Source organism: Halorubrum sp. B52 (assembly GCF_059752555.1).
Genome location: NZ_MWTG01000009.1, coordinates 102508 through 127181 on the forward strand (window position 1 = coordinate 102508; position 24674 = coordinate 127181).

Annotated in this window: 19 protein-coding genes; 1 reads left to right on the forward strand and 18 read right to left on the reverse strand. The window is 68.8% G+C overall.

What is annotated here, in order from left to right; translation table 11 throughout:
* Nucleotides 1-69 precede the first annotated feature (69 nt).
* Entirely contained in the window at nt 70-3021 is a 2952-nt protein-coding gene (gene uvrA / locus B4V04_RS09140) for an excinuclease ABC subunit UvrA (protein WP_498231023.1), read from the reverse strand.
* A 79-nt stretch (nt 3022-3100) separates the two neighbouring features.
* Entirely contained in the window at nt 3101-5356 is a 2256-nt protein-coding gene (gene tatC, locus B4V04_RS09145) for a twin-arginine translocase subunit TatC (protein ID WP_498231025.1), read from the reverse strand.
* A gap of 122 nt (nt 5357-5478) precedes the next feature.
* On the opposite strand from tatC (B4V04_RS09145), the gene tatC (B4V04_RS09150) reads away from it, so the two are divergent.
* A complete protein-coding gene (tatC, locus tag B4V04_RS09150) occupies nt 5479-6657 on the forward strand; it encodes a twin-arginine translocase subunit TatC (RefSeq protein ID WP_498231027.1) in 1179 nt (392 codons plus the stop codon).
* A 333-nt stretch (nt 6658-6990) separates the two neighbouring features.
* Here tatC (B4V04_RS09150) and B4V04_RS09155 read toward each other — a convergent pair whose 3' ends face one another.
* The 16 genes from B4V04_RS09155 to B4V04_RS09230 all read right to left on the reverse strand — a co-directional run bounded on the left by B4V04_RS09155 (nt 6991) and on the right by B4V04_RS09230 (nt 24672).
* Complete coding sequence (locus B4V04_RS09155; protein WP_498231029.1) at nt 6991-8109, reverse strand: hypothetical protein; 1119 nt, start codon at nt 8107-8109, stop codon at nt 6991-6993.
* A gap of 377 nt (nt 8110-8486) precedes the next feature.
* The gene (locus B4V04_RS09160) at nt 8487-8840 is read right to left on the reverse strand and encodes a hypothetical protein (protein WP_498231031.1); all 354 of its coding nucleotides are present in this window, start codon (nt 8838-8840) and stop codon (nt 8487-8489) included.
* Between the two features lie 59 nt (nt 8841-8899).
* Nucleotides 8900-9799 carry an ornithine carbamoyltransferase gene (argF, locus tag B4V04_RS09165; protein ID WP_498231033.1) on the reverse strand — a complete coding sequence of 300 codons (900 nt, stop codon included), beginning with the start codon at nt 9797-9799 and terminating at the stop codon, nt 8900-8902.
* A 74-nt stretch (nt 9800-9873) separates the two neighbouring features.
* A complete protein-coding gene (locus tag B4V04_RS09170) occupies nt 9874-11076 on the reverse strand; it encodes a [LysW]-lysine hydrolase (protein WP_498231035.1) in 1203 nt (400 codons plus the stop codon).
* Entirely contained in the window at nt 11076-12203 is a 1128-nt protein-coding gene (locus tag B4V04_RS09175) for an aspartate aminotransferase family protein (protein ID WP_498231037.1), read from the reverse strand. Before B4V04_RS09175 ends, B4V04_RS09170 begins: the two co-directional genes overlap by 1 nt.
* Nucleotides 12200-13138, reverse strand: coding sequence for an acetylglutamate/acetylaminoadipate kinase (locus tag B4V04_RS09180; RefSeq protein WP_498231039.1), 939 nt, complete (start codon nt 13136-13138; stop codon nt 12200-12202). Before B4V04_RS09180 ends, B4V04_RS09175 begins: the two co-directional genes overlap by 4 nt.
* On the reverse strand, nt 13135-14226 hold the full coding sequence (argC, locus tag B4V04_RS09185; RefSeq protein ID WP_498231041.1) for an N-acetyl-gamma-glutamyl-phosphate reductase: 1092 nt from the start codon (nt 14224-14226) through the stop codon (nt 13135-13137). Before argC ends, B4V04_RS09180 begins: the two co-directional genes overlap by 4 nt.
* Nucleotides 14223-15113 carry a lysine biosynthesis protein LysX gene (lysX, locus tag B4V04_RS09190; RefSeq protein WP_498231042.1) on the reverse strand — a complete coding sequence of 297 codons (891 nt, stop codon included), beginning with the start codon at nt 15111-15113 and terminating at the stop codon, nt 14223-14225. Before lysX ends, argC begins: the two co-directional genes overlap by 4 nt.
* 41 nt (nt 15114-15154) lie before the next feature.
* A complete protein-coding gene (gene lysW, locus B4V04_RS09195; RefSeq protein ID WP_092562686.1) occupies nt 15155-15343 on the reverse strand; it encodes a lysine biosynthesis protein LysW in 189 nt (62 codons plus the stop codon).
* A gap of 238 nt (nt 15344-15581) precedes the next feature.
* On the reverse strand, nt 15582-17105 hold the full coding sequence (argH, locus tag B4V04_RS09200; RefSeq protein WP_498231044.1) for an argininosuccinate lyase: 1524 nt from the start codon (nt 17103-17105) through the stop codon (nt 15582-15584).
* Between the two features lie 4 nt (nt 17106-17109).
* Nucleotides 17110-18330: an argininosuccinate synthase gene (locus B4V04_RS09205; protein ID WP_498231046.1), complete on the reverse strand. Its 1221-nt coding sequence runs from the start codon at nt 18328-18330 to the stop codon at nt 17110-17112.
* A gap of 407 nt (nt 18331-18737) precedes the next feature.
* Complete coding sequence (gene hemL, locus B4V04_RS09210) at nt 18738-20075, reverse strand: glutamate-1-semialdehyde 2,1-aminomutase (RefSeq protein ID WP_498231047.1); 1338 nt, start codon at nt 20073-20075, stop codon at nt 18738-18740.
* 181 nt (nt 20076-20256) lie between these two features.
* Nucleotides 20257-21936 carry an ammonium transporter gene (locus tag B4V04_RS09215; protein WP_498231049.1) on the reverse strand — a complete coding sequence of 560 codons (1680 nt, stop codon included), beginning with the start codon at nt 21934-21936 and terminating at the stop codon, nt 20257-20259.
* A gap of 505 nt (nt 21937-22441) precedes the next feature.
* On the reverse strand, nt 22442-23473 hold the full coding sequence (radA, locus tag B4V04_RS09220; protein ID WP_498231050.1) for a DNA repair and recombination protein RadA: 1032 nt from the start codon (nt 23471-23473) through the stop codon (nt 22442-22444).
* A 171-nt stretch (nt 23474-23644) separates the two neighbouring features.
* Nucleotides 23645-24145, reverse strand: a complete 501-nt coding sequence (gene trpY, locus B4V04_RS09225; RefSeq protein ID WP_144798375.1) for a TrpY family transcription regulator — start codon at nt 24143-24145, stop codon at nt 23645-23647.
* 56 nt (nt 24146-24201) lie between these two features.
* The gene (locus B4V04_RS09230; RefSeq protein ID WP_498231052.1) at nt 24202-24672 is read right to left on the reverse strand and encodes a histidine kinase; all 471 of its coding nucleotides are present in this window, start codon (nt 24670-24672) and stop codon (nt 24202-24204) included.
* Nucleotides 24673-24674 lie beyond the last annotated feature (2 nt).

Below are 24674 nucleotides of genomic sequence, written 5' to 3' on the forward strand. Positions count from 1 at the left end.
GCGCCGCGGTATCAAGGTGCGGGTCGCCGCGGACGGGCGGCGGGACGACCCGTGCGGAGAGAGGAGCGTTCAGTCGTCGTCCGCGGCCGCGGGCTTCCGGCGGTCGTCGCGCGGCCCCGCGATCTCGACGGCGGGGAGCAGGTCGCGCAGGTACCGCCCGGTGTGAGAGTCCTCCTCGCGGGCCACAGCCTCCGGGGTCCCGCTCGCGACGAGCTCGCCGCCGCCCTCGCCGCCCTCGGGCCCGAGATCGACGATGCGGTCGGCGTTCTTCACCAAGTCGAGCTCGTGTTCGATGACGACCACCGTGTTGCCGCCGTCGACGAGGCGGTGGAGCACGTCGATCAGCTTGCGCTCGTCCTCCTTGTGGAGCCCCGTCGTCGGCTCGTCGAGCAGGTAGAGGGTGTCGCCGGTCGCTTTCTTGCCGAGCTCCTCGGCGAGCTTCACGCGCTGGGCCTCGCCGCCGGAGAGCGTGGTGGAGGGCTGGCCGAGCTCCATGTAGCCGAGCCCGACGTCCTTCAGCAGCTTCAGCCGGCGCTGGAGCCCCTGGTGGCTCTCGAAGAAGTCGTACGCCTCGTCGACGCTCATGTCGAGCACGTCGGAGATGGTCGCGCCCTTGTACGTGACGTCGAGCGTCTCGTCGTTGTAGCGCGCCCCGCCGCACTGCTCGCAGGGGACGTACACGTCCGAGAGGAAGTTCATCTCGATCTTCACCGTCCCCTGGCCGCCGCACTCCTCGCAGCGCCCCCCCTTCACGTTGAACGAGAAGCGGCCCTTCTCGTAGCCGCGGCGCTTCGAGAGCTTCGTCTCCGCGAACAGCTCGCGGACGTAGTCGAACACGTCGGTGTACGTCGCGGGGTTCGACCGCGGCGTCCGACCGATCGGCGACTGGTCGATGAGCCGCACCGTCTCGACCCCCTCGATCCCCTCGATCGCGTCGTGCTCGCCGGGGTCGACGGAGGTGTTGTCGTTCATCTCGCGGGCGAGTCCCTTGTAGAGGACATCGTGGATCAGCGTCGACTTCCCGGAGCCGGAGACGCCGGTGACCGTCGTCAGCGTGCCGAGCGGGATCGACACGTCGAGGTCCTTGAGGTTGTGCTGGCGGGCGCCACGCACCGTCAGCTCCCCGTCCGGCTCGCGGCGCTCCTCCGGCACGGGGATCTCCTTCCGGCCCGCGAGGTAGTCGGCGGTGACCGACTCGTCGGCCGCGACGATGTCGTCGAAGTCGCCCTGCGCGACCACCTCGCCGCCGCGCTTGCCGGGGCCGGGCCCCATGTCGATGATCTCGTCGGCGCGGCGCATCGTCTCCTCGTCGTGCTCGACGACGACGAGGGTGTTCCCGAGGTCCCGGAGTCCCGTGAGCGTGTCGAGCAGGCGGTCGTTGTCGCGCTGGTGGAGCCCGATCGACGGCTCGTCTAAGACGTACAGCACGCCGACGAGCCCGGAGCCGACCTGCGTCGCGAGCCGGATGCGCTGGCTCTCCCCGCCCGAGAGCGTCGACGCCTCGCGGTCGAGCGTGAGGTACTCCAGCCCGACCTCCTCCATGAAGCCGAGCCGGGCGCGGATCTCCTTTAAAATCTCCTCGGCGATCGTCGTGTCGCGCTCGCCGAGCCGCGCCTCCATCCCCTCGAAGTGCGCGCGGGCGTCGGCGATCGACATCCGGTTCACCTCGGTGATCGGGGTGCCGTCGACGAGGACGTGCCGCGACTGCTCCTTCAGGCGGGTGCCCTCGCACTCCGGGCACGTCGTGACGGCCATGAACTCCTCGATGTGGTCGCGGGCGCGCTCGGAGTCGGTCTCGACGTGGCGGCGCTCTAAGTTCGGGATGACCCCCTCGAACCGCTCGGTCTTCTCGCGCGTGCCGTTCTTCGTCGTCCACTCGAAGTGGACGAGGCCGTCGGTTCCGTAGAGGAACTGCCGCCGGATCGCCTCGTCGAGCTCCTCGAAGGGCGTGTCCAGGGAGACGCCGAAGTGGTCGGCGACGTTGTCGAGCTGGCGGGAGTAGTAGGTTCGGTCGTAGCTCCACGGCTCGAAGACGTGTTTGAGGGATTTCGAGGGGTCCTCTATCACGAGGCCCTCGTCGACCTCCTTCGTGGAGCCGATCCCCTCGCACTCGGGACAGGCGCCGTACGGGCTGTTGAAGGAGAACGAGCGCGTCTCGATCTCCGAGAACTGGAAGTCGGAGTTGGGGTTGCCGAGCTCCTCGGAGAACTCGACGACGAGTCGGTCGTCGCCCTCGGCGTCCTCGGCGAGCGACCCGGTCGAACGCGTGTTGGAGGCGAAGGGGACGTCTTCCGGGGGATCGGGGACGATCAGCTTGAGCGCGCCGCCGGCCTCCTCCAAGGCGGTCTCCACGGAGTCGGTGATCCGCGAGCGGGCGTCGGGCGAGACGGTCACGCGGTCGACGATCACGTCGATCGTGTGGTCGTAGTTCTGGTCGAGCTCGGGGTCGTCGAGCGTCAGGTCGACGGGCTCGCCGTCAACTTCGACCCGGGCGTACCCGTCGCTCACGAGCTCTTCGAACAGCTCCTCGAAGGCGCCCTTCTGGTCGCGGACGACCGGCGCGGCGACCTTCGCGCGGGTCCCCTCGGGGAGCTCGAGGATCTGGCTCACCATGTCTTGCGCCGACTGCTCGCCGACCTCCTCGCCCGTGACGGGGTCGTACTGGGTGCCGATACGAGCGTACAGCAGCCGGAGGTAGTCGTGCAGTTCGGTGACGGTCCCCACGGTCGAGCGGGGGTTGTTCGCGGCGTTCTTCTGGTCGATGGAGATCGCGGGCGAGAGCCCCTCGACGGCCTCCACCTGCGGTTTGTCCATCTGCCCGAGGAAGTTGCGGGCGTACGCCGACAGCGACTCGATGTACCGGCGCTGCCCCTCGGCGTACACCGTGTCGAACGCGAGCGACGACTTCCCCGACCCGGAGAGCCCGGTGACGACGGTGAACTCCTCGCGCGGGATCCGGACGTCGAGGTCCTTGAGGTTGTGTTCCTCGGCGCCGCGGACCTCGATGTAGTCCTTGCTCATTTCGTCCGCTCTTAGCGTGCGCGCGCGGGAATACTCGTCGGTCGCGGCGGCGCTCGGTCGGTATCGACCCCCGCGCCGGTCAGGGCTCGATGACCCTGGAGGGCGGCGAGAGGTTCCGGCGCCCGCCGAACGTGACGAGGAACAGGACGCCCACGCCGATCCCGTACGCCGCCATCAGCGGGAGCGTCGCGAGGATCATCGTGATCACGTCCGCGGGGGTGAACACCGCCGCGAACAGCATGATCCCGACGGTGACCTCGCGCCAGCGCTCCCGGAAGACGCGGTAGGGAACGCCGGCGTTGTTCAGTAGGATCATGAGGATCGGGATGTCGGCGAGGAAGCCGATCCCGATCGTCGTGTAGACGACGAGCCAGAGGAAGTCGCTCACCTGGTAGGTGATCACCATGTCCGCGAGCCGCGCGTCGGTCACGAGCCAGCCGATGAGCCCCGGCGCGATGTAGGCGTAGCCGAGCGCGAAGCCGCCGAGCAGCCCGCCGAGCAGCGCGCCCGCCCAGAGGTACACCTTCCAGATCCGTCCGGCGACGAAGCCGCGCTCGCGGAGGGACGGCCACGCGTAGTAGAGCGCGACCGGGAACACCGCGACGATCCCGAGCAGGACCGAGAACTTCACCATGAAGATCAGCGCCTCGACGGGGTGGAGCGTGATGATATTAATCCCGCCCTCGATCTCGGCCGGAACACGCGACTCGAGGTCGTTGCGCACCGTCGCGAGGCCGCCGAGGTACAGCCACGTGAACGCGGCCGCCATCACGCTCCCGAAGACGGCCACGAGCCGGAACGACCGCGAGCGCAGCGAGTCGAAGATGAACTTCAGGTCCGTGTAGTAGCCGCCGATGTCGTCTTCGGCCTCTTCCTCCTCGCCGTCGGTGAGCTCGGAGAGGAACGTCGAGCTCGCGCGGGAGGTCCGGTCCTGCATCGTGCCCACCAGGCCGCCCTGACCGCCCTGACCGTCGGCGCCGCCCGCGTCGCCTGCCCCCCCGGCGCCGCCCGATCCGGTCGCGTCCGCGTCGTCGCTCTCGTCGCCGTCCCCTCCGTCGCCCTCCCCGTTCACCTCGTCGAAGCGGTCGAGGATCGCCTGCGCCTTCTCCGGATCGTCGTCGTCGATCGCGGCCTGCGCGAGCGAGAGCGACTCCTCCTCGTCCATCTCCGCGAAGGCGGCCGCGGGCGCTGCCCGCACGCCGGCGGCGTCGAGCTCGCTCACGTCGATGGCGGCCGGGTCGCCGTACTGGTACCCCGCGCTCGTCGTGTCGAGGTCGGCGTAAACGGCCCACAGCGTCGCGACGGCGATGAACGCCAGCGCCCACACGGCGGCGTAGATCACCGCGGCGGTCGCGGGGTCGACGCCCAGGCCGGCGCCCGGCTCGAGGAACCGCCAGTCGCTGCCGACCGCTCGGAGGAGGTCGTTGACCGCGGTTCGGCCGCCGTACTCGTAGAAGGCGTACACGAGCCCGCCGCCGAGGACGGCCGCGCCGCCGACGACGTTCCAGTGGTTCCGGGCGGCGCCGAGCACGTGGATGCGGTCGGAGCTCCGCTGGGCCGTCACGACGAGCTTCGCGAGGTAGAGGCTGAAGCCGTATAAGGCGATCAGCGGGAACGCCCACATCAGCTGCGTGAACGGGTCCGGCGGAGAGAACACCGCGCCGAAGACGAAGATGGCGACGACCGCGTAGCGCCACTTGTCGCGGAACGTCTCGTACTGGACGATACCGGAGTACGAGAGCCCGGTGATGAGCAGCGGCATCTGGCCGGCGAGCCCGAACGACAGCGAGAGGAAGACGATGAACTCCGTCCACATCACGATGGAGTAGGTGGGCTGGATCCCGGCCTCCAGCCCGAAGCCGGCCAGGAAGGAGAACATGATCGGGAAGAAGGCGTAGACGCCGTAGCCGACGCCGACGGTGAACAGCCCGCCGCCGAGGAGGGCAATCCCCGCGAGCTTCCAGCGCGGGATCGGCGACTGCGGCCACGCGCCGCGGGCGCGGAGCTCGTCGCGGGAGACGTAGATCAGCGGCGGGATCGCGGTGATCGCGCCGACGATCAGCCCGATCTTCGCCTGCAGGAGGATCACCTCGAACGGGGTGGTCGCGATGACGTCGGCCTCGGCGGCGACCGCGGGCGACATGTTCGACTTCGTAACGGTGTACAGGAACTCCCAGACGTACACGCGGAGCGCCCAGAACGTCGCGAGGAAGCCCAGCAGGAAGACGACGAACACCTTCTGAAGGTCCTTCTGGATCGACCGGAGGAACGCCTTCGCCGACTCGCGTCCCTCCGCGAGCGACTGCTGGGTATCCTCGTCGAGGGCACTCGCCATACGGGAGTGGAAGTCCGTCCCCGTTATCAACCTTTTCGACCCGCCTCGCGCGCCGCGAGCCCCGGTCGAGCTCGGCTCCATCCGAAAAGGCCTATAATCACCCGGTCGCGTAGGTGAAGTGAATGGACGACTCGGATCGGTCGCGCGACGAGCCATCGGCCCCCGAGGACGACTCGGTCGCCGACGACGCCACCAGCGACGGCGGCGGCACCGACGCGGACGGGGACGAGCCGGACTCCGCCGAGACGAATTCCGTCGAATCCGAGCCGTCTCCGGAGGTCACGCCCGAAGTCGACGGCGCCTCGGAGGCCGACGCCGGCGATACGGACGCTTCCGGTGGCGACGAGGTCAGTGACGAAGGCGAGGTCGACGACGAAGACGAGAGCGAGACCGTCGACGCTGACGAAACCGGCGACGCTGACGACGCCACCGGCGAGTCGAGCGACGAAGACGCGCCCGCGGAGAGCCTCGGAGACGGCGGGGCACCGGCAACGGCCGAGGACGCGGCCGCCGCCGGCGCGGTCGAGGACGCGACGATCGCGGACGACGGGACCGACCGCGACTCCTTCGACGGGCTGGAGGCGCCGGAGTCGGACGAGGAGATGCCGCTGGCGGCCCACATCGAGGAGATGATGCGGCGGCTCGCCGTCGTCTTCCTCTTCGGCGGGCTCGCGACGCTCGTCGTCGTGACCGAGTCGACGGAGCTCATCAACTACTTCTGGAGCTACCACATCCCCGCGCCGATGGAGAACCGCCCGCGGCTGTACGGCCCCCTCGAACTGCCGCTCACGCGGCTGAAGGTCGCCGGGCTCGCGGGCGTCGTCGTCGGGCTCCCGGCGTTCGTCTACCAGACCTACCGGTTCATGAAGCCCGGCCTCTACGAGAACGAGCGGCGCTACTACCTCGCAGCGGTCCCGACGAGCCTCGTCCTCGGAGGCATCGGCATCGCGTTCGCGCACTTCCTCGTGTTGCCCGCGATCTTTTCGTATTTCACCACCTACACCTCCGACGCCGCGACGATCGCCTTCGGGCTCGCGGAGACGTTCAACCTCATCGTCATCATGCTCGCGTTCATGGCGATCGTCTTCCAGATCCCGCTTTTCATCATGCTCGCGATCATGATGAACCTCGTCACCCGGCAGTGGCTGGAGGCGAAGCGGCTGCTGTTCTGGGGGGCGTTCCTCGGGATCGCGTTCCTCTTCAGCCCGGACCCGACCGGGATGGCGCCGATCATCGTGACGCTCACGATGATCGTCCTGTACGAGGGGACGCTCGCGGTGTTGCGCTGGACCGGGAACTGATCAAGGCGTAGTCCTCGGATTTTACCTAAACGGCTCTGTTGACGTGCTCAATTGGTGATCTGTTCTCAGCGTTCTGCTGAATAGAGGGCGCGTATCTCGTACGAAATAGTTCAAGAGCGCAAGTTCGGCTGACTTTTGTATAGAGATATACGCCACGGAAAAATCGGAAAGAGAGCCGATCGGGGGTGTTACTTACGACCCGTCGAGATCATCCGGATCGAAGTCACAGGTCGCGACGTCGGCATCGGATTCGATCGTCTCGTACCAGTCCGACGTGGTGTACACCGGTTCGCCATCACCGCCCTCCTCGCCGAAAAACCGATATACTGCGGTCTACTGCGACGTGCAGGGGAGGTCGAACGCGATGTTCGGGTCGTGTCCCGAAGGGAAACGCAGTTCGACTTTTGCGATGTCGCTATCGCCAGCGAGCAGGAACGTTTTGTCACCCAGGTCACCGTCTTCCGCGTCACAGGCGTCTCCCTGTTCGAACAGGTTGTCGTAGACCACTTCGTCCAGCGCGGACGTTTCGTAGCCCTCCGTGGGATTCACGGATCCGTCGGTATAATACTCGATTGTCTCCGAGTCCACCTCGTTGTCGTCGCTGTCGGAGGCCGTGATCTCGATCAGGTGCTTACTGGCCCGAGTCGGGTTGAAGTCACCGAAGTCGAGCATCCGTAGCTCGAACTCGGAGACCGGGTTGTCGAACGTGAAGTCAAGGTTCTGTGGAGCCCCCGCTTCCTTGGCATTGATGTCACCGAAGCCAATATCGATCGTCTCGCCCATGCACCCGTTCGTCAGGGAGCCATCACCGTTCGGTGCTCCGTAGAACCCGGGGTCCTTTCCTTCCTCAGCCGCAACGATCGTGTTGCCAGCGACCGACGACGTGATCGTGACGTTGCCGAACGTGCTCCCGGTGATTTCGTCACCAGCTTGGAGGTCGGCAAGGATGTCGATACACTCCTCCTCCTTCACGCAGAACTGGAGGTTGCTGATAGCAGCCGTCTGGCCGCCGGCACCATCTAATCCGGGCTCGAACGTTCCGCCAGTGGAAAGGAGGTCTGTGACTGTGACACAGTCTTGGCCGCCGTAGGCCATCACCTTGGTCGCGAGATAGCCATCGGCGACGCTCCATTCGACCGAGATCGGCTCGCAGGTCTCACCCTCTTTCGACGTGTAGCTGTCGATGGAGATGAGATCGGTGTCTGTCTCTTCCTCGAAGTAGCAATCAACGATGTTGCCGTCGTCGTCGTACTCGATGACGAACTCAATCTTGACATACGTCGCGTCGTCACTGCACTCGAAATCCTTGAAACAGGGAGCTCCAGAACCGCTGGCCGTCGCTGATCCGGACATTCCGTATATGCCGGCTCCGACCGCTGCGCCTTTCAGTATTGTTCGTCGATCTATATTCAGTCCACTTTCACGTTCTTTTTTATTAGACATAGTTGTCATGGTTGGCGCGGTTGAGGACGGCTTATTCGCTTCCTCACCACCCAACCACGTTGGCGACAAACACGTCGTGTTGGCTTTGTTATGAAGTGTCAATGAGATTAGGAAATCTTTGTAATCTTGTCTTACCTATCAGCCTGTCATCCTGCTGTCGTCCATAACCACGAAAATTGGAAATTAAACCGGTAGCTAATCATGTTCTATGTGCTGTATCCACCCTCTGTATCGCGCACGCAGTTTGTATCAGATTATAAGGGTCTCACCAGAGCCAAATAACCCGCTCCGCGACCGTGCGGCAGGAGCCGTCATTCGAAGAACGGACGGCGACTGGTCCGGAGCGGGCGGGACCCGGAGCTGAAGCGGCGCCCTTTTCCGGCGACTCACGCCCCGGGGACGCCGAACGCGCCGACGCCGAGACCGAACACGGAGTTGACGACGAACAGGACGACGAGCGCGGCGACCCACGCGCCGCCGCCGACGATGGCCGCTTTGACCCACCCGCCGGGGTACCGCCAGTTGATGACGGCGATCCACACGACCAGCGCGACGAGCGACCCGACGAGCGGAATCCACGACGTGAGCGCCCAGCCCAGCGCGCCGAGCAGGGCGGTGACCACGGCGTGCCCGTAGTCGTCGACGTCGACGACGACGCGCGCGCTCAGGTAGATGGCGAGCCCACCGACGAGGAGCGCGACGACGAACGACACTATCGAGCCGACGAACGGGATAGCCATGGGATGAAACGACCGAGAAGCCACATAAAACCGCGGCCGACGGGCGTGCCGGTCGGGGTCTACTCGTCGTCCAGCAGTTCGACGAGCAGCGCGTTCTGCGCGTGCATCCGGTTCTCCGCCTGGTCCCAGACGAGGGCCCGGTCGGACTCCAGCACGTCGTCGGTGACCTCCTCGCCGCGGTGCGCGGGCAGGCAGTGCATCACCTTCGCGTCGGTACCGGCGAGCAGGTCGGCGTTCACCTGGAACCCCTCGAAGGCGGCGAGCTTCTCGTCGCGCTGGTCCTCCTGTCCCATCGAGATCCAGACGTCGGTGTAGACGACGTCGGCGCCGTCGATCGCGGCCTCCGGATCCGTCGTCGGCTCCACGTCCAGCCCGAACTCCGCGGCGCGGTCGAAGACCGCGGGGTCCATCCCGTAGTCGGCGGGCGTGGCGACGGCGACGTCGACCCCGGCCATCGCCGCGCCGACGACGAACGACTGCCCGACGTTGTTGCCGTCGCCGACCCACGCGACCGTCGCGTCCTCGCCGACTGTCTCGCGGATGGTGAGCAGGTCGGCGAGCGTCTGGCAGGGGTGCGCCTCGTCGGTGAGCCCGTTGATCACGGGGCAGTCGGCGTACTCCGCGAGCGTCTCCACGTCCCCGTGGTCGAACAGCCGGGCCATCACGCCGTCGACGTACCGACCGAGCACGCGCGCGGTGTCCTTCAGCGGCTCGCCGTGGCCCAGTTGGATGTCGTCGGGGCCGAGGAACATCGCGTGGCCGCCGAGCCGCGTCATGCCGGTCTCGAAGGAGACCCGGGTGCGCGTCGAGGGCTTCTCGAAGATCATCCCGAGCGTCGCGTCGCCCAGTCGGGGGTCGGTCTCGCCCGCCTTCATCGCGCCGGCGCGGTCGAGCAGGGCGTCCAGTTCGGCGGGCGTCACGTCGTCGATGTCGAGGAAGTCGTCGGTGGCGAGTGGCATCGTGTGTGGTGTGTGCGTGTGGTCCGTGGTATCGTTCGAAAACGGGTGCGTGTCGGTGCTCGCGAGGGATCGCGTTACAGTCGCTTCCGACAGACGTCGGTCAGGACGGTCACGGCGCGGTCCAGCTCGGAGAGCGGGAGCCGCTCGTCCGGCGCGTGGTCCAGGTCGGAGTTCCCGGGGCCGTAGGTGACCATCGGGCAGTCCCACGCGGCCGCGAAGAGGTTCATGTCGCTCGTCCCGGTCTTCCGGAGCAGGCGCACGTCGCCGCCGGCGCCGCGGATCGCGACGCGGAACGCCCGCGCGAGGTCCGTGCGGGGGCTCTCCATCACGGGCGGCATCGGGTCGCCCCAGTGGACCGAGCCGGTCGACAGCTCCGCCTCCGCCAACTCGTGGATCTCGTCGACCGGGCGCGAGGGCGGGACCCGCAGCTGGACCTCCATCGTCGTCTCCACCGCGAGCCCGTCGTCGCTCAGCCCGCCGTCGATCGAGATGGGCTTGGTCGTCACCTGGTCGAACACCGCGGTCTCCGGGTCGTCGGGCGTGAACGCCTCCTCGACGCCGTGCCACCAGTCGATCGCGTGCTGGATCGCGTTCGGCTCCGGCCGCGAGGAGTGGCCCGACTCGCTCGTGTTCACGTACGTCCCCTCCAGCAGGCCGCGGTAGCCGAGCGTGATCCCGGCCCAGCCGGAGGGTTCGCCGTTGATCACCGCCTCCGGCGCGTCGCGGTCGTCGATGAGGTGCCGGGCACCGCCGGAGTCGACCTCCTCGCGGACGACGCCCGCGAAGGAGACGCCCGTCTTCACCGCCGCGATCGCCATCGAGACCAGCGGTCCCGTCGCGTCGACCGCCCCGCGGCCCCACAGCACGGGCTCGCCGGGCTCGCCGACGCGGACGTCGGACGGCTCCGGCAGTTCGCCCTCGGGGGGCGCCGGTCGCACCTCGACCGGGATGTCGCCCGGGACGGTGTCCACGTGCGAGGTGAGGAGGACGGCGTCGTCGGCCGGCGCCCGGACGTTCCCGACGTCGTCGACCCACGCCTCCCGGCCGTTCGCCTCGAAGAAGTCGACGAGCCGCTCCGCCGCGCGCTCCTCCTCGCCCGACGGCGAGGGGATCGACACCATGTCGTACAGCAGCTTCCGGGCCGGCGTGTCGCAGGCCGCGGGGTAGCCACCGCCGGCGACGACGTCGGTCCCGGCCGCGGACGACTCGGCGGCCGCCTCCGTCTCGCCGCCGGTCTCCGACTCCGCGTCGCTCTCGCGCCCCTTCCCGGTCGCCATCACCCGATCACCTCCGCGAGGGCGTCCACGACCGCGTCGGCGTGCTCGCGCTCGATCGTCAGCGGCGGGAGCAGGCGCAACACGGTGCGGCCCGCCGGCAGCGCGAGGATTTGGTGGTCGATCGCGAGGTCGCGAAGCAGGCGGTTCGACCCGCGCTTCACCTCGATCCCGATCATCAGCCCGTCGCCGCGCACCTCGCGGACGTCGTCGCCGAGGCGCTCCTCGACCTGCCCGCGGAGGTACGCGCCGACCTCGGCGGCGTGCTCGGGGAGCCCCTCGCGATCGATGACGTCGAGCGTGGCGCCCGCGGCGGCCGACACCACGGGCCCGCCGGAGAACGTCGACCCGTGGTTGCCGGCGTCCTCGGCGATCCAGTCGCGACACAGCGTCGCGCCGATCGGGAGCCCGCTGCCGAGCCCCTTCGCGGTCGTGAGGACGTCGGGAACCACGTCGTGTTTCTCCGCCGCCCACAGCGAGCCGGTGCGGCCGAGCCCGGTCTGGATCTCGTCGAGCACCATCGCGGCCCCCGCCGACTCGGTCGCGTCGCGGACCGCCCGCAGGTACTCGGTGTCGGCGGGGTTGATCCCGCCCTCGCCCTGGAGCGGTTCCAGGATGACCGCGGCGGTCTCCTCGTCGACGGCGTCGCGCATCGCGTCGGCGTCGCCGTACTCGACGAACTCCACGCCGCCCGCGAGCGGCTCGAACCCCTCCTTGTACTTCTGCTTCCAGGTGGTCGCGAGCGCGCCCATCGTCCGGCCGTGGAACCCCTGCGTCGTCGCGACGATCTTCTCGCGTCCGGTCGCGTGCCGGGCGAACTTCAGCGCGGCCTCGTTCGCCTCGGTGCCGGAGTTACAGAGCCAGACGGCGTCGACGTCGCCGGGGCCGGCCTCGGAGAGCCGCTCGTACAGCGCCGTCCGCGCCGCGTGCGGGTACGACGCCTGCACGTACATGAGCTCCTCCAGCTGGCTCGTCGCGGCGTCGACGACCTCGGGATGACAGTGACCCACCGGCGTACAGGCGTAGCTCGCGCCGAAGTCGAGGTACTCGGTGCCGTTCGTATCCGTGACGTAGACGCCGTCGCCCGAGGCGATCTCGATCGGTTTCTCGGAGAAGACGAAGCCGCTCATGCGTCGACCGCCTCCGTCTCCTCCGCGTCCCCGTCGTCGTCCGGGTCGTCGCCGTCGTCACCGCTGCCGCTCCCGAGCGCCGCCCGCTCGATCGTCGTCCCCGAGCCGCCGAGCGCGGCGACGATGGGGTCGTCGACGTTGGCGTCGGCGACGACGACGCGCCCGGACCCGCCCGAGAGCGCCTCTTTCGCGGCCATCACCTTCTTTCCCATGAACCCCTCGGCGGCGGCTTCGACCGCCGCCAGCTCGTCGGGCGTCGCCGCCGACCCGATCAGCGTGTCGGGGTCGTCCGGGTCCGCGTAGACGCCGGCCACGTCCGTGAGGAGGACGAGGTCGGCGCCGAGCGCGCCCGCGACCGCGGCGGCCGCGCGGTCGGCGTCGGCGTTGACCGGTGTGACGCCGCCGTCGCTCTCTTTCCCCTCCATCGGGGGCGAGACGACGGGCGTGTAGCCGTCGTCGAGGAGCCCGGTCAGCAGGTCGGCGTTCACCGACTCGATCCGGCCGGAGTGCTCGCCGCGGCGGATCTTCTTCTTTCCGTCCTCGACCACGCGGACCGCCGACTTGCGGGGCCCCGAGAGGAGCCCGCCGTCGACGCCCGAGAGGCCGACCGCGTCGACGCCGGCCTCGCGGAACCGCGCGGTCAACTCGGTGTTGAGCTTGCCGGCCATCGCCATCGTGAACGCCTCCATCGCGTCCGCGTCGGTGAACCGCCCGGTGACGCCGGAGGCGCTTTCGACGTATTCGGGCTCCATACCGAGCCGCTCGATGGTCTCGTCGACGACCGTCGAGCCGCCGTGGACGACGACGACCTCGCGGCCGTCGGCGGCGAGGTGGGCGACGTCGCCGACCGCGCCGGCCGGGTCGACCGCCTTCGCGCCGCCGATCTTGACGACGACGGGGGGCTCCTTGGGGGACTCGGACTGATCGTCTCTCATGGCGATCCCACCGGGTGGAGCCCCCCGAACTCGAGGCCGGCGGTCTCGGGCAGTCCGAGCGCGACGTTCGCCGCGTGGACCGCCTGGCCCGCCGACCCCTTGGTCATGTTGTCGATCGCGGAGAAGACGACGACACGCCGGTTGCCGGGGTCGAGCTCGAAGCCGACCTCGCCGTGGTTCGTGCCGGCGACCGACTTCGGCTCGGGGTAGCGGTAGACGCCGCCCCCGCCGGAGACGATCCGCATGAACGGCTCGTCGGCGTACGCGCCGCGGTACGCCTTCCACAGGTCCCCCTTCGAGACGGGCTCGTCGGGGAAGACGTGGCAGGTCGCGCTCGCGCCGCGCACCATGTCGACCGCGTGTACCGTGAAGGAGACGTCGAGCCCGAGGTACGCCTCGATCTCCGCCTCGTGGCGGTGGCCGGTCGGGGCGTACGGGCGCACGACGCCGGAGCGCTCCGGGTGCGAGGAGGCCGCGCCGCCGCCGGCGCCGCCCTCCGAGGAGCCGACCTTCACGTCGACGACGACCTCGCCGGTCTCGGGGCCGAGCGCGCCGGCGTCCACGAGCGGCTTCAGCCCGAGGATCGTCGCCGTCGCGTTACACCCCCCGCCGGCGATCAGGTCGGCGCCAGGGAGGTTCTCGCGGTTGATCTCGGGGAGCGCGTACTCCGCGCGCTCCAAGTACTCCGGCGACTCGTGGCCGTCGTACCACTCGTCGTAGGCGTCGGCCTCCGGGAGCCGGAAGTCGGCCGAGAGGTCGACGACGGTGTCGGCGACCTCGAAGTACTCGTCGATCCGCCCCATCGAGACGCCGTGCGGCGTCGCCGAGAAGAGCACGTCGACGGACTCCAGGTCGTCGGGGTCGGAGAAGCGCAGGTCGAGCCCGCGCAGGTTCGGGTGCGACCGACCGACAGTCATGTTGTCGGCCGACCGCGACGTGGCCTGCACCACGTCGAACGCGGGGTGGCCGGCGAGGATCCGCAACAGCTCGCCGCCCGTGAATCCCGTGCCGCCGACGACGCTGGCGGTGTACGTCTCCGCGGGCGTCGCGTCGCCGCCCGCGGCGGTCGCTCCGGACTCCGCCGTCATGCGGTCGCCTCCGTGGCGTCGTCGGCCGCCTCGGCCGCCTTCGCTTCCAGCCAGTCGACGACCTTCGCGGGGACGTCGACGTCGGTGGCCGAGTCGAGCGCCTTGAACTCGACCGTGTGGTTCACCTCGTGGACGGTGTACTCGCCGGAGTCGGTGCCGCCGACCTCCATGAGGTCGACGCCGAGCATGCCGCCGCCGACAGCGTCGGAGGCGCGTTCGACCAGCTCGGTCGCGCGGTCGTCGAGGTCGAACGCCTTCGTCTCGCCGCCCTTCGCGGCGTTCGTGAGCCAGTGGTCCGACGACCGGGTCATCGCGGCGATCGGTTCGCCGTCGACCGCCAGCGCGCGGATGTCCCGACCGGGCTTGTCGACGAACTCCTGAATGTAGAACACCTTGTGCTCGTAGTGGCCGAGCGTCTCCTTGTGCTCTAAGATCGCCTCGGCGGCGTCGCGGGTGTCGATCTTCGCCATCAGTCGGCCCCACGAGCCGACGACGGGCTTGAGCACGCAGGGGTAGCCGAACGACTCGATCGCCTCCAGCGCGGCCTCCTTGGTGAACGCGACCTCGGTCGCCGGGGTCGGAACGTCGGCGTTCGCGAGCGCGAGCGAGTTCTTCGCCTTGTCGGCGCAGACGTCGCCGGTCTCGGGCGAGTTCACCACCGGGACGCCGTAGCTGTCGAGGAACGTCGTCGCGTACAGCGACCGGCTCGTCGACAGGCAGCGGTCGACGACCAGATCCAGATCGCCGACGTTCGCCGTCGTCGACTCCAGCCCGAACCGCTCCTTGCGGACGTCGATCTTCTCGACGTCGTGGCCCCGGTCGCGGAGCTCGTTGAGCAGGAGCTTCTCGTCCTTCCGGATCCGGGAGTAGAGGATCCCTACGCGCATGTCGACCACTCGGGAGTCGCGGCCGCGGCGATCGTCGCCATCTACTCTCCCCAGTCCTCCTCGAGTTCGGGGGCCTCCTCCAACACGACGGGGTCCAGCGAGATGACCTCGAGCTCGGTCCCGGTGACCGGGCTGTCGATGATCTCGCCGACCTCGACGTCGGCCGGAAGCTCGATCTCCTCGCCCGTGATCGGGTCCTCTGCCAGCAGCGTGTCGGTGTCGCTCGTCATCGTGCCAGACACTCGACCGCGAACGGTCATAAAGGCTTCGAACTTATTGGATAGTTTACATAAAACGGATCGGCCGCTAACGGAAGCAGTTCGTCGAAATCGAACCGTATCGAGATCGGATGTCAGATCTCGGTAGTAAGTGTGTCCCCCTTACGGGGACGGTCGTCGGCGTCGGTCGGGTCGACGTCGGTCGAGACGCCGCCGATCGAGCCGGGGGCCGCCCGGCGGTCGTCGCGGCTCAGACATAGGTATCGACCTCCGCGTCCAGCGCCTCGCTCGCGGCGGCGAGCGCGTCGCGCTCCGCCGCCAGCGTACCGCGGTCTCCCTCGATCCCGGACTCGACGGCGGCGAGCGCCTCGCCGACCGCCTCGGGGGCCGGCCCCCCGGCGGAGTCGCGGCTCGCCACGCTGGCGGCCGGATCGAGCGCCGACTCCACGTCCTCGCGGCTCACGTACGCGGAGAGGGGCTCGCCGGTCACGTTCCGAGCGGCCTCGTCAACTTTTGCGGCCGCCGCGGCCGGGGAATCGGCGTCCGAGACCGTCTCCGCGGCCGTCGCGACGATCTCGTGGGCCGTCCGGAAGGGCATCCCTCCCGTCGCGAGCAGGTCGGCGACGCCCGTCGCCGTCGAGAACCCCTCGCCCGCCGCGTCCGCGAGCGCCGCCTCGTCCCAGTCGGCCGTCGCGACCGCGCCGGCGGCGACCTCGGTCGCCTCCCGCACGTCGTCGGCGATCTCGAACACGCCCGCGTGGGCGCGCTGGAGGTCGCGGTTGTACGCGCGTGGGAGCCCCTTGAGCAGGCTCAGCGTCCCCGTCGCCTCGCCGATCGCGTCGCCGGCGACCCCGCGGGTCAGCTCCAGCGTGTCGGGGTTCTTCTTCTGGGGCATGATCGAGGAGGTGGAGGAATACGCGTCCGACAGCTCCACGAACCCCTTGTTGGAGAAGACGATGAGGTCCTCCGCGAGCCCCGACAGCGTCGTCGCGAGCGTCGCGCACGCGGTCGCCCCCTCCGCGAGGAAGTCGCGCGCCGACGCCGCGTCCGTGGAGTTCCGGACCGTGCCGTCGAACCCGAGCAGCTCCGCGGTGCGGTCGCGGTCGACGTCGAACGGCGTGCCCGCGAACGCGGCCGCGCCGAGCGGCGACCGGTTGACCCGGTCGTACGCGTCGAGCAGGCGCGCGGTGTCGCGCGCGACCCCGCCCTCGTACGACAGCAGGTAGTGCGCGACCGTCGTCGGCTGGGCCGGCTGGAGGTGCGTGTAGCCGGGCATCACGGTCTCGGTGTGCTCGCCCGCGACCTCGACGAGCGCCTCACGGAGCGCGACCGTCGCCTCGGCGGCCGCGAGCAGGTCCTCGCGCAGCCGGTACCGGATGCAGGTCGCCACCTCGTCGTTGCGCGAGCGGGCGGTGTGCATCCGCCCGCCGTCCGGGCCGATCCGGTCGATGACGGCCGTCTCGATCGCCTCGTGGACGTCCTCGCCGTCGGGGAGTTCGCCGTGACCGGCGGCCTCCACGTCGTCGAGCGCCGCGAGGATCTCGCCCGCGACCGCGCTATCGACGATCCCCTGCTCGGCGAGCATCACCGTGTGCGCGCGGTCGACCGCGAGGTCGGCCTCGAAGATGGCCGCGTCGGCCGCGAGGCTCGACAGGAACTCGCGGGCGGGGCCGCCGCTGAAGCGGTCGCGCCGGACGGCGGTGCCGCTCTCGGCCGCGTCGTCGCCCGCGTTCGCGTCGGCGTCCGCCGCCGCGCCGGGATCGTCGTCGGCCATGTGTCTACTCGTCGTCTCCCGACCCGTCGGTCGCCAGTTCCGGCTTCGACACCGACGCCTTCACGTCGTTGGCGAGGCGCTCCTGGAGGCCGTGGTACTTCGCGACGCCCGTGGCGTCCTCCTGCGCGATGCCGGCGACGTCCTCGGTGTTGAACGAGGCCATCTCCTCGGAGTAGACGGCGTACTCCGAGTCGCGGGCGACGACGCGGCAGTTGCCGCCGGAGACCTTCACCGTCGCCGTGCCGGTCACCACGTCCTGCGTCTCGTCGACGAACGCGTTCAGCGCGTCGACGACGGGCGCGAACACGAGCCCCTGGTACGCCTTCTCGGACCACTCCTGCTCGATCCCCTTCTTGAACGAGCGCTCGTTCTTCGTGAGCACGAGGTCCTCTAACGCCTGGTGGGCCGTCAGCAGGACGGTCGCGGCCGGGTGCTCGTAGTTCTCGCGCACCTTCAGCCCGAGCATGCGGTCCTCCATCACGTCCGTGCGGCCGATGCCGTAGCCGCCGGCGTACTCGTTGAGGTGCTGGATGAGCGGGACGGGGTCCATCGCCTCGCCGTCGACGGCGACCGGGACGCCCGCCTCGAAGGCGACCTCGATGGTGGTCTCGCCCTCCGGCTCCGCGGTCCACTCGTAGATGTCCTCCGGCGGCTCGTAGTTCGGGTCCTCCAGCTTCCCGCCCTCGACCGCGCGCGACCAGATGTTCTCGTCGATGGACCAGACGCCGCCGTCGCCGGCCTCGACGGGCAGGTCCTTCTCGGCGGCGTAGTCGATCTCCCACTCGCGGGTGAGCCCGAGCTCGCGCACGGGGGCGATCACTTCGAGGTCGGAGCCGCGCCAGACGGCCTCGAACCGCAGCTGGTCGTTCCCCTTCCCGGTGCAGCCGTGCGCGATGGCGTCACAGCCCTGCTCCTCGGCGACGCCCAGGATGGCCTCGGCGATGACGGGGCGCGCGAGCGCGGTTCCGAGCGGGTAGCCCTGGTACGTCGCGTTCGTCTTCACCGCGTCGAAACAGAGGTCCGCGAACTCCGCCTTCGCGTCGACCACGTGGAGGTCGAGCCCGAGGGCGTCGGCCGTCTCCTCGGCCTCGTCGAACTCCTCCGTCGGCTGCCCGACGTCGACGTTGACGCCGATGACCTCGTCGTAGCCGTACTCCTCTTTCAACAGCGGTACGCAGACGGTCGTGTCGAGTCCCCCACTGAACGCGAGTGCAACGGTTGCCATTACCGGAGTACACTGGGCTTACGCCCTTAAATTCACCGGTTTAGATATTGAAAGTAACTGCCGAGGCCGGCGCTACGGACGGACGTAGCTGTCACTCTACGAGACGAAACGGCGCGAACGCGACGAGGGATGAAGATTACTGGCCCGAGGGGGCCCGTCGTCGCGCCGCGCCGGAAGCCGGTCGCGGCGGTCGGACGCCTCGTCGCGGTCGCGGGGCTCGTCGGCCTCGGAAAAGGGCGGCGTCGAGACGAGCCTCCGCGTTCATCGCCTGTACGTAGTTCCGTTCCGGGATAAAAACGTTCCGCACCGGCCGCCGGATCGCAAGGCTTGCCGAACGGGTGGCGGGGTCGGTGGTGGCGTTCTCCGAGGCCCCGGCGGCGCCGGTCGCCGGACGTCCCGATCGGCGCCTACAGCGCCTCTCGATACGCCTCCAGCGTCCGCTCGACGTCCTCCTCCGTGTGCGCGTAGGAGGTGAACTGGCACTCGAACTGGTTGGCGGTGAGGAAGACGCCGTTCTCCTTCATCTCCTGCCAGAACACGCGCTCCCAGCGGTCGGTCGCGGCGCGGGCGACGTCGGCGCCCGTCTTCGGACACGAGTCGTACCGGGCGCAGTCGGGGTCCTGCCGACAGCCGCCCGCGCAGCAGGCGTCCGGGTCGTCGGGCGCCTCGCGGGTGAATATCGTCTTGAACATCGAGTCGGTGCCGACGACGGTGTACTCGGGCGCGCGCTCCGCGCAGATCTCGGCGATCCCCTCGCGGAGCTTCCGGCCGAGCCGGTCGACGTGCTCGTACACGTCGTTCTCGGCGGCGTACTCCAGCCCGGCCTTCCCGGCGGCCATCGTCACCGGATGCCCCGAGAAGGTGCCGGACTGGAACACGTCGCCCGCGGGCGTGAACCCCTCGACGATCTCCGCTTTCCCGCCGATCGCGCCCACCGGGAACCCGCCCCCGATGATCTTGCCGAACGTGGTGACGTCGGGCGTAACGCCGAACTTCGACTGCGCGCAGCCGAGGCCGCCGACGCGGAATCCGGTGATCACCTCGTCGAAGATCAGGAGCGCTCCGTGGTCGTCACACAGCTCCCGGAGCGTCTCGTGGTAGCCGTCGATCGGCGTCACGATCCCCATGTTGGCGAGGACCGGCTCGACGAGGACGGCGGCGATCTCGTCGCCGTGCTCCGCGAACACCTCCTTCGCCGCCTCCGGGTCGTTGAACGGGACCGGGAGGGTGTGTTGCGCGAACTCCTCGGGGATCCCGGCCGTCGACGGGTGCGCGTCGCCCGGCGACCCCTCGACGAGCGTCGACTCCTGGGCGCCGTGATAGCCGCCCTGCATGACGACGATCTTGTCGCGGTCGGTGTGGCCGCGCGCGAGCCGCACCGCCGACACCGTCGCCTCCGTCCCCGAGTTGACGAACCGGATCGACTCGACGCTCGGGACGTGGCGCGCCACGAACTCGGCGTGCTCGACCTCGATCTCCGTGGGCGCGCCGTACATCGGCCCCTCCGCGACGTGCGACTGGACCGCCGCCTCCACCGGGTCGGGCAGGTCGTGGCCGTACAGGAGCGGGCCGTACCCCATCACCCAGTCGACGTACCGGTTGCCGTCGGCGTCGATCACGTGGCCGCCGTCCCCGCGCTCGACGAAGAACGGGTGCGGCATCGTCGCGCGGACGGAGGAGTTGACCCCGCCGGGCATCACCGACAGCGCGCGGTCGTACAGCCCGCGGGAGCGCTCGTGGTTCATGCTCGGCGGTTGGGTCGGAGGGGTGAAAGTAGTTGCCGACCGGCGGCGAGACCCCCCGTCGGACCGTCGACGCTCGCGCCGGGGAGTGCCGCGGCTCGCTGCCGCGGCGTCGCCGAAAAAACGGCCGTCGAAACCGGTCGTTCGCTACTGCGACAGATCGGGTGTCCGCGCCGGTGCCGACCTACACCGCCTCCGGACCGGTCGCGCCGGTGCGGACCTGCAGCGCGTCCTCGACCGGCATGATGAACACCTTGCCGTCACCGGGCTCGCCGGTCTTCGCCGCGTCGGCGATCGCGGAGGCGACCTCGTCGGCCGGGATGTCGGCGACGACGACTTCGACCTTCACCTTCTGGTGGAGGTCGACCGTGAACTCCTCGCCGCGCCACTGGCCCTTCTTGGCGGGCTGGCTGCCGCGACCGGAGACGTTCGTCACGGTGAGCGAGGGGGCGTTGACCTCCGCGAGCGACTGCTTGATGGCCCCGAGCTTGTCGGGACGGACGACCGCGGTGACCATCTTGATCTGCGACCCCGCCTCCTCGCCGCCGTCGGCGCGCGCGGAGTCGTTCGTGGTGTCGACGACCGAGGAGCCGCCGTCGGTCGCGACGTTCGCGCGGCCGAACTCGGGGTACGTCTCGACGCCGTGCTCGCTGACGTCGAGCCCGTCACGCTCGTGATCGGGGGTGACGCGCGCCTGACCGACGGCCTTGAACGCGCCGAAGACGACGGCGGTCGCGGCGACCGTCCACGCCGTGATGGCGACGACGCCGACGACCTGCGAGACGAGCAGGTCGACGGAGAAGCCGTTGATGCTGACGAACGGCAGCGCGAGGACGCCGATGACGCCCGCGGAGCCGTGAACCGGGAACACCGCGCAGACGTCGTCGATCTTCATCTTGTCCGAGACGAACTCGAAGACGAGCGGGAGCTGGAGGCCGCAGACGAGCGCGACCAGGATGGCGCCCCACCAGGTGGCCAGGTTCGCGATCCCGGTGACCGCGACGAGTCCGGCGAGCACGCCGTTGGCGACGTACAGGGTGTCGACCTTCTTCGTGAGGTACACCGAGCCGAGCGCCGCGCCGACGGCGCCGGCGCCCATGCCGAGCGTCGTCGTCAGCGCGACGCGACCGACGGCGGCGTAGCCGCCGAGCGCGAGTTCGCCGGACTCGGTGACCGAGAACACGGTCGCGGTCGTGCCGACGTTGAAGCCGTACCAGCCGAACGCGAGGATGAGGGTACCGAGCACCGCGAACGTCATCGAGTGACCGGGGATGACGTTCGTGGTGCCGTCCTCGGCGTAGCGGTCCATGCGCGGCCCGAGCATGTACGCCGCGGTGAGCCCGGCGATGCCGCCGACGCCGTGGACGATCATCCCGCCCGCGAAGTCGGTGAAGCCCAGCCCGGCACCGCCGAGGAAGCCGCCGCCCCAGGTGATGCCCGCCACGACCGGGTAGATGACCGCGGAGATGGCGATCGTGTACGCCACGTACGCGCGGAGCTTCGCGCGTCCCGCGACCGCGCCGGAGACGATCGTCGCCGCCGTCATCGCGAAGACGGCGCCGAACAGCCAGCTGTTGATCCAGCCGCCGTCGCTGAGGGCCGAGGCCGGGGAGAACCCGCCGCCGCCGGCGACGCCTTCGATCCCGAAGCCGACGAGGAAGTACACGAGGACGCCGATGCCCCAGGTGAGCAGGTTCTTCGTGAGCTGGTTCGCGACGTTCTTCGCACGCACCTGCCCCGCCTCGAGCATCGCGAAGCCGGCGTGCATGAAGAAGATCAGGAAACAGACCATGGCGACCCACATCAGGTTCACGCCCTCGGCGAGGACGCTCGGGTCGACGCTCGCGAGTACGCCGGCCGTCACGCCTCGGTCACCTCAACTGAACATACGTCTTTCGAACTGCGCATTTCGTCCGTGTTCATGTGCTGAATCACGTTTCGACACCGGGGAACAAGAACATATAAACGTTTGAGTTGAGTTTCACAAAAAAGAGGTTTGATAATACGGCGTCTGTCAGATATAAGGACGGATACATGGTGTATAAGGACATATTTCTGAGAGAGACTCCGCAATCTTTGCGATCGAATCGGACGGACGTTTTGTAAAATAACTGCCATCAGTCCTCGGATCGGCCGATTCGGGGGCGCGTGGCGCCGGGCGCGGTCGCTTCTGGCGATTTTTGCCACGCCGATCCGCGATCGATCCCGGAGTTACGGCGTCAAACGGCCGATATCGAGAGGCTTCGGCTTTCCCCGAGGAAGTTTACGTTCGTCAACCCGATCCGCGGTCGGGTTCCGGATCTGTGATCAGGACGGTCTGTCAGCGTTCGAAGTGGGAACCGACGGCGCCGATCCGGGGCTAGACCCCGCTACTCCGGCTTCAGCCCCTCGCCCTGCACGCGCATCACGGCCTCGCCGTCGGCGAGGTTCGGCGCGTCGACGAGGCGGACGATCCGCTTGTCGCCCTTCGATTTGCGGAGGTAGATCCGGAACGTGGAGGCGTGGCCGAGGATGTTGCCGCCGATCGCCTGCGTCGGGTCGCCGAAGTAGGAGTCGGGGTTCGACGCGACCTGGTTGGTGACGAGGATGGCGGTGTTGAACAGGTCGCCGATCCGCATCAGGTCGTGGAGGTGTTTGTTGAGCTTCTGCTGTCGCTCGGCCAGCTCCCCCCGGCCGACGTACTCGGCGCGGAAGTGGGCGGTCAGCGAGTCCACGCAGACGATCCGGATTGGCCACTCGCTCTCCTCGTGTTCGCCGGCGAGCTCCTTCGCCTTCTCCGCGAGCAGGATCTGGTGGTTGGAGTTGAACGCCTTCGCGACGTGGATCTGGTCGAGGAACGCCGCGACCAGCTCCTCCATCGCGTCCTCGTCGCTCGGGGTGCCCTCGATCTCTCGCCGCTCCATCTCGTCGGCGAGGATCTCGTCGTCGAGCCCGCGGACCATGTCGTCGATCCGCTCCGGGCGGAACGTGTCCTCGGAGTCGACGAAGATGCAGCCGCCCTCCAGCCCGCCGTTCTCCTTCGAGAGCTGGACGTTGACGGCCATCTGGTGGGTCACCTGCGACTTCCCGGACCCGAACTCGCCGTACACCTCGGTGATCGACTGCGTCTCGATGCCGCCGCCGAGCAGGTCGTCGACCTCGTCGATCTGCCAGGAGAGCTTGCCGATCTCCTCGCGGCGTTCGAGCACGGTCGCGCCCGTCTCGAAGCCGCCGACGTCGGCGGCGTCGCGGGCGGCGTTGATGATGTCGCTGGCGGACGACTCGCCGATGTCCGCGGTGTTCGACATCTCGCCGGGGCTGGCGACGGCGATCGACTGGTAGCTCTCGAACCCGTTCTCGACGAGCTTGTCCGCGGTCGCTGGGCCGACTCCGGGAAGGTCCTCGAGTTCGTCTTCAGGCATGTACACGACCCTTGTTCGCCATCCGGTATAAAGACTGGTTTACACCCGAGTGAAAGTGAAACACGCGCCGGCGACGCGCTCGGCGATGCGTCGGCTTCCTCCGTAAGGGTCCGGGCGAAAACGGGTCGTCTCCCCGCGGGCGAAACTGGTCGGTCGGGCCGGTTCGACCGGTCAGAACCCCACGCGGCGGACGTATCCGAGCTCGCGGATCTCGACGAGCAGCTCGCCGGGCAGCTCCGCGTCGGTGATCACGTACAGCTTCGGGTCGTCCGTGAACTCGGGGTCCTCGCTCAACACCTGCCGGATCGAGACCCCGTGGTCGGCGAGGATGCCGGTCACCTCGGCGACGATCCCGGCCTCGTCGGCGGCGGCGACCTCGATCGTGAGGACCGTGAGGTCGAGGACCGGCGCCAGGTCCATCAGGCTCGGCACCGACGAGATGTTGGTGAAGATGCGCTTCAGCTCGGGGTCCTCCAGGATGGCGTCCGTCGTCGAGTCGACCACCCGCCGGTCGACGTCGAGCTCGCGCGCGATCCCGGTGTACGGGATCTCGATCCCGCCGGAGACGACGCGGCCCTCCTCGTTGACGGAGAAGCCCCGCTCTAAGAACAGCCGGATGACGGCCTGCTGGCTCGGTGACCCCTCGAACTTCTCGAGGATCTCGTCGAACATTCGTTGCTACGGATCCGCGCCGTGAGGGGTTAAAAAACGAGGTGTCGTCGCGGCGGTCAGCCCGCCATCGCCGAGTAGACGCCGCCGAGGACCGCGCCGTAGACGACGTGGCCGACGAGGCTCTCCACGCCGACGTTCGGCAGCGGCGGCGCGCCCGGGAACCCGACGGCGCCCAGCCAGATCGGCATCACGACCACGGCGAGCGCGACCCAGACGAGGAGCCCGTACCCCGCGCCGGCGCCGAGGCTCGCTCCGACCGAGTCGCCGAGACCGGGTTTCAGGCCCGCGACCGCGGCGAACCCGAGACCGATGATCGCCCCGTGGGACATGTGGATCACCCAGCCGAGGGCTCCGGCGGGACCTTCGATGCCGTACATCGCCGGGATCCCCATCTGGAGCACGCCGGGCGTCATCATCGACATCATCGCGCCGAACACGAGCCCCCCGGCCAGTCCGCCTACCACGCCGGCCTGCCAGTGTCCGGAGTCGGTCGATACGTCGGTCGCCGTCGCGGTTTCGGTCGCCATGT

Excerpts from the sequence above, each read along its gene's own strand:
- B4V04_RS09205 (WP_498231046.1), bottom strand. The coding sequence starts at position 18,330 with ATGGCAACCGTTGCACTCGCGTTCAGTGGGGGACTCGACACGACCGTC.
- tatC (WP_498231027.1), top strand. The coding sequence starts at position 5,479 with ATGGACGACTCGGATCGGTCGCGCGACGAGCCATCGGCCCCCGAGGAC.
- B4V04_RS09160 (WP_498231031.1), bottom strand. The coding sequence starts at position 8,840 with ATGGCTATCCCGTTCGTCGGCTCGATAGTGTCGTTCGTCGTCGCGCTC.
- B4V04_RS09175 (WP_498231037.1), bottom strand. The coding sequence starts at position 12,203 with ATGAGCGGCTTCGTCTTCTCCGAGAAACCGATCGAGATCGCCTCGGGC.
- argH (WP_498231044.1), bottom strand. The coding sequence starts at position 17,105 with ATGGCCGACGACGATCCCGGCGCGGCGGCGGACGCCGACGCGAACGCG.
- lysW (WP_092562686.1), bottom strand. The coding sequence starts at position 15,343 with ATGACGAGCGACACCGACACGCTGCTGGCAGAGGACCCGATCACGGGC.
- B4V04_RS09170 (WP_498231035.1), bottom strand. The coding sequence starts at position 11,076 with ATGGCGACCGGGAAGGGGCGCGAGAGCGACGCGGAGTCGGAGACCGGC.
- argF (WP_498231033.1), bottom strand. The coding sequence starts at position 9,799 with ATGCCACTCGCCACCGACGACTTCCTCGACATCGACGACGTGACGCCC.
- hemL (WP_498231047.1), bottom strand. The coding sequence starts at position 20,075 with ATGAACCACGAGCGCTCCCGCGGGCTGTACGACCGCGCGCTGTCGGTG.
- uvrA (WP_498231023.1), bottom strand. The coding sequence starts at position 3,021 with ATGAGCAAGGACTACATCGAGGTCCGCGGCGCCGAGGAACACAACCTC.
- radA (WP_498231050.1), bottom strand. The coding sequence starts at position 23,473 with ATGCCTGAAGACGAACTCGAGGACCTTCCCGGAGTCGGCCCAGCGACC.
- B4V04_RS09180 (WP_498231039.1), bottom strand. The coding sequence starts at position 13,138 with ATGAGAGACGATCAGTCCGAGTCCCCCAAGGAGCCCCCCGTCGTCGTC.
- B4V04_RS09230 (WP_498231052.1), bottom strand. The coding sequence starts at position 24,672 with ATGGCGACCGAAACCGCGACGGCGACCGACGTATCGACCGACTCCGGA.
- trpY (WP_144798375.1), bottom strand. The coding sequence starts at position 24,145 with ATGTTCGACGAGATCCTCGAGAAGTTCGAGGGGTCACCGAGCCAGCAG.
- B4V04_RS09155 (WP_498231029.1), bottom strand. The coding sequence starts at position 8,109 with ATGACAACTATGTCTAATAAAAAAGAACGTGAAAGTGGACTGAATATA.
- lysX (WP_498231042.1), bottom strand. The coding sequence starts at position 15,113 with ATGCGCGTAGGGATCCTCTACTCCCGGATCCGGAAGGACGAGAAGCTC.
- tatC (WP_498231025.1), bottom strand. The coding sequence starts at position 5,356 with ATGGCGAGTGCCCTCGACGAGGATACCCAGCAGTCGCTCGCGGAGGGA.
- argC (WP_498231041.1), bottom strand. The coding sequence starts at position 14,226 with ATGACGGCGGAGTCCGGAGCGACCGCCGCGGGCGGCGACGCGACGCCC.